General features: G+C 38.2%; 2 protein-coding genes, 1 tRNA gene, 2 rRNA genes and 1 pseudogene. 2 read left to right on the top strand and 4 right to left on the bottom strand.

Annotation, left to right across the window (positions count from 1 at the left end):
- Positions 1–121 precede the first annotated feature (121 nt).
- Positions 122–271, top strand: a pseudogene (locus tag KSO91_RS16820) (transposase domain-containing protein); the annotation flags it as partial.
- Complete coding sequence (locus KSO91_RS16815) at positions 258–791, top strand: tyrosine-type recombinase/integrase (protein WP_338049798.1); 534 nt, start codon at positions 258–260, stop codon at positions 789–791. The pseudogene KSO91_RS16820 and the gene KSO91_RS16815, both read left to right, overlap by 14 nt.
- A 68-nt stretch (positions 792–859) precedes the next feature.
- On the opposite strand, the gene KSO91_RS16810 is transcribed toward KSO91_RS16815, so the two are convergent.
- The 4 genes from KSO91_RS16810 to rrf (KSO91_RS16795) all read right to left on the bottom strand — a co-directional run bounded on the left by KSO91_RS16810 (position 860) and on the right by rrf (KSO91_RS16795) (position 2686).
- A complete protein-coding gene (locus KSO91_RS16810) occupies positions 860–2104 on the bottom strand; it encodes a tyrosine-type recombinase/integrase (protein ID WP_238744173.1) in 1245 nt (414 codons plus the stop codon).
- Positions 2105–2287: 183 nt separating this feature from the next.
- Positions 2288–2363 (bottom strand) — tRNA-Thr (locus KSO91_RS16805).
- An 8-nt stretch (positions 2364–2371) separates the two neighbouring features.
- A 5S ribosomal RNA gene (rrf, locus tag KSO91_RS16800) occupies positions 2372–2487 on the bottom strand.
- An 83-nt stretch (positions 2488–2570) separates the two neighbouring features.
- Positions 2571–2686 (bottom strand): 5S ribosomal RNA (gene rrf, locus KSO91_RS16795).
- Positions 2687–2816: the final 130 nt, after the last annotated feature.

The following is a 2816-nucleotide window of genomic DNA, read 5'->3' as shown; positions in this document are numbered from 1 at the left end:
GTAGTTCTAGGATTAAACTATGCCGAATAGAAACTGGATCCTTACAGTCAAATGACAGTAATACCAGCACACTTATGAAATTGGACAGCATGTGTTCGGCATAGTTTTTCTTTCGGTATAAACCGCCAAAGCGAATGGCCTTGAGCCTTATGGATATTTGAAGTTTATTATTGAGCAGTTACCGCTTGCTGAACGCGTCGATCAAATAGAAGCGTTACTGCCATGGAATACTAAAAATGAGGCGTTAACAGCTTGGGATAAGTTTAGCTAGGTGGGTTTGTAGATCGCTTACAAAGCTTTGGCGATTTAGATATATCCAACCTTATACAAAAAAGAAAGCGAACTTAAGCATTGGCATTTACCCTGATGTTTCTCTTGAGCAGGCAAGAAGGATGACAGTCGATGCAAGATCATTGCTTGCAAATAAAATTGATCCTAAAAAATATCGAGATATTAAAAGAAAAGAAGAAGCTGAAGTTAATCAATACTTATTTGAAAATATAGCTAACTCATGGGTAGCTCTTAAATCACTCGAATTAAAACCAACTGGGCTAAAAACAATCATTAATAGCTTAGATAATTTTATTCTTCCATCAATTGCTAAACATTCAATTAAAAATATTGATACTAGTTTAGTGATGGAAACCTTACAGCGAATCCAAGATAACGGGAATGTTGAAATTCTTATGAGAAATTATCTATATATTTACCAAATTATGGATCACGCAACAGTAACCGGACTAATTGATCACAATCCGCTTGATAAATTGAAGGTTAATTTTACGTTATAGGTATCGATAGGCTCCTTTGCGGGGCCTATCGGTCTTAACTTTTTGCTCTAATGTAAATGTATTAGAGTTTAAGCACTATCAACGGCAGATTTGAGTATAACCTCTTTATATAAGCCATCGGCAATAGAATGCTTTTCAATATATCCACTCCACCACGCCATAATCTCTATGCGTTGATTTAAGTAAGTTGAATGATTGTAGGATTGGCTTACTGAGTTGCCAACTTTATGAGATAGGCAAGCTTCTGAAGACTCGTAAGCAAGGCCTTGATCACTTAATGTAGTTCTAGCAAGACCACGTAATCCATGCGCAGTTTGCTTACCTTGATACCCCATCCGCTTTAACGCCATGTTAGCACTGGCCTTACTTGCATGCTTATTTGGATCATTGTCTGCAGGAAAAATATAAGGAGAAAAAACAGCAATTAATTTACAGTCACGCAATATTGCTAACATCTGCTTAGTAAGTGGCACCTTGTGCTCAACTGCTGTTTTCATTCGTTCTGCTGGAATAACCCACAAATTATTATCATGATCAATCTCTTCCCACTTAGCTAATGCAGCTTCTCCAGGTCGAGTCATGGTATGTAATTGCCACAAGATCAAATTACGAATTATCTTTTTACTACGACTAGTGGCAATAGCAATAAGAAGCTGTGGTAACTCCTCTGGTGATACATGAGGATTATTGATAACTTTATTAGACATGAACACCTCTCTTATCCCTGCGAGAGGATTAGAGTGAACTATGCCATGGTTTGTGGCATAACGCATAATCTGGTTCAAATACTGACAAGCTCTAGAAACAACTTCTAGGTTGCCCTTAGCTTCAATTGGTCTTAAAGCTTTAATAGCGATAGGAGCTGTGATCGCAGTAATAGGCAATTTACCCAAATGAGGAAGAACGTGATTGGTAAGAGTAGTATTAATTGTTTTAAGTGTACTAGCTTTAACTTCTGATTCTTTTAAAGTTAACCAACTTTCAACGACACAAGCAAAGGTATTTTTATGTATTAACTCTTTTTTCAAATTCTGTTCATCTCGATGCTTTTTCGGATTAATCCCTTGAACAAGCAATTCTTTAGCGGACTCTCGTAGTTTACGCGCTTGAACAAGCGTAACCGATGGATATGCTCCTAGCCCCATTAGAGCAGGTTTCTTATCAATTGGCTTATTGAAACGCAACTGCCAAAGTTTAGATCCGTTAGGTTTAATGCGAAGTTGCAAGCCACCACCATCAGACAAGGTGATAACTTTCTCAGCAGGTTTAGATTGCTTTATTTGTGTATCTGTAAGTGGTTTAGTTTTAGCCATGAAGTAATACCAGCAATTTTAGCAAATGATTGGTATTAGATATGGTATTACTTTAAAACGTAGATGTCACTAAACATTAATGGACGCTAATGGACGGTAAAAATTGGGTTTTAATGTAAGTTATTGATAAAACGTTATTTTTAGGACTTTAATGGACGTTATGGGATGTGTAAAAAGAGGTCGTGGTGCTGATAGGCGGATTCGAACCGCCGACCTCACCCTTACCAAGGGTGCGCTCTACCAACTGAGCCATATCAGCAAAAGAGGATCTGACAATGACCTACTCTCACATGGGGAGACCCCACACTACCATCGGCGCAACTGCGTTTCACTTCTGAGTTCGGAAAGGGATCAGGTGGTACCACAGCGCTATTGTTATCAGAAAAAAAATTTTAACTATTATAATTATTAATATAAAAATCCCCGACATTACACCGAGGTTATTTATTCTTTAAAAGAATTAGGCGCTTGGCGATGACCTACTCTCACATGGGGAGACCCCACACTACCATCGGCGCGGCTGCGTTTCACTTCTGAGTTCGGAAAGGGATCAGGTGGTACCACAGTGCTATGTTCGCCAAGCTAAAAAAGTTAATTAGAAAAGCTGTTTTGTTGTTCTTGTTTTATCAGGCAATAATAATTTTTTGTAAAATATGGGTCGCAAGCATATTTTTGTTTGTCTTGGTTACGTGTAGCGCTACTTAGGTGCCTC

Origin of the sequence: Psychromonas antarctica (genome assembly GCF_022267535.1) — a bacterium.
Classification (GTDB): domain Bacteria; phylum Pseudomonadota; class Gammaproteobacteria; order Enterobacterales; family Psychromonadaceae; genus Psychromonas; species Psychromonas antarctica.
This window is presented reverse-complemented; position numbering and strand designations above follow the sequence as displayed.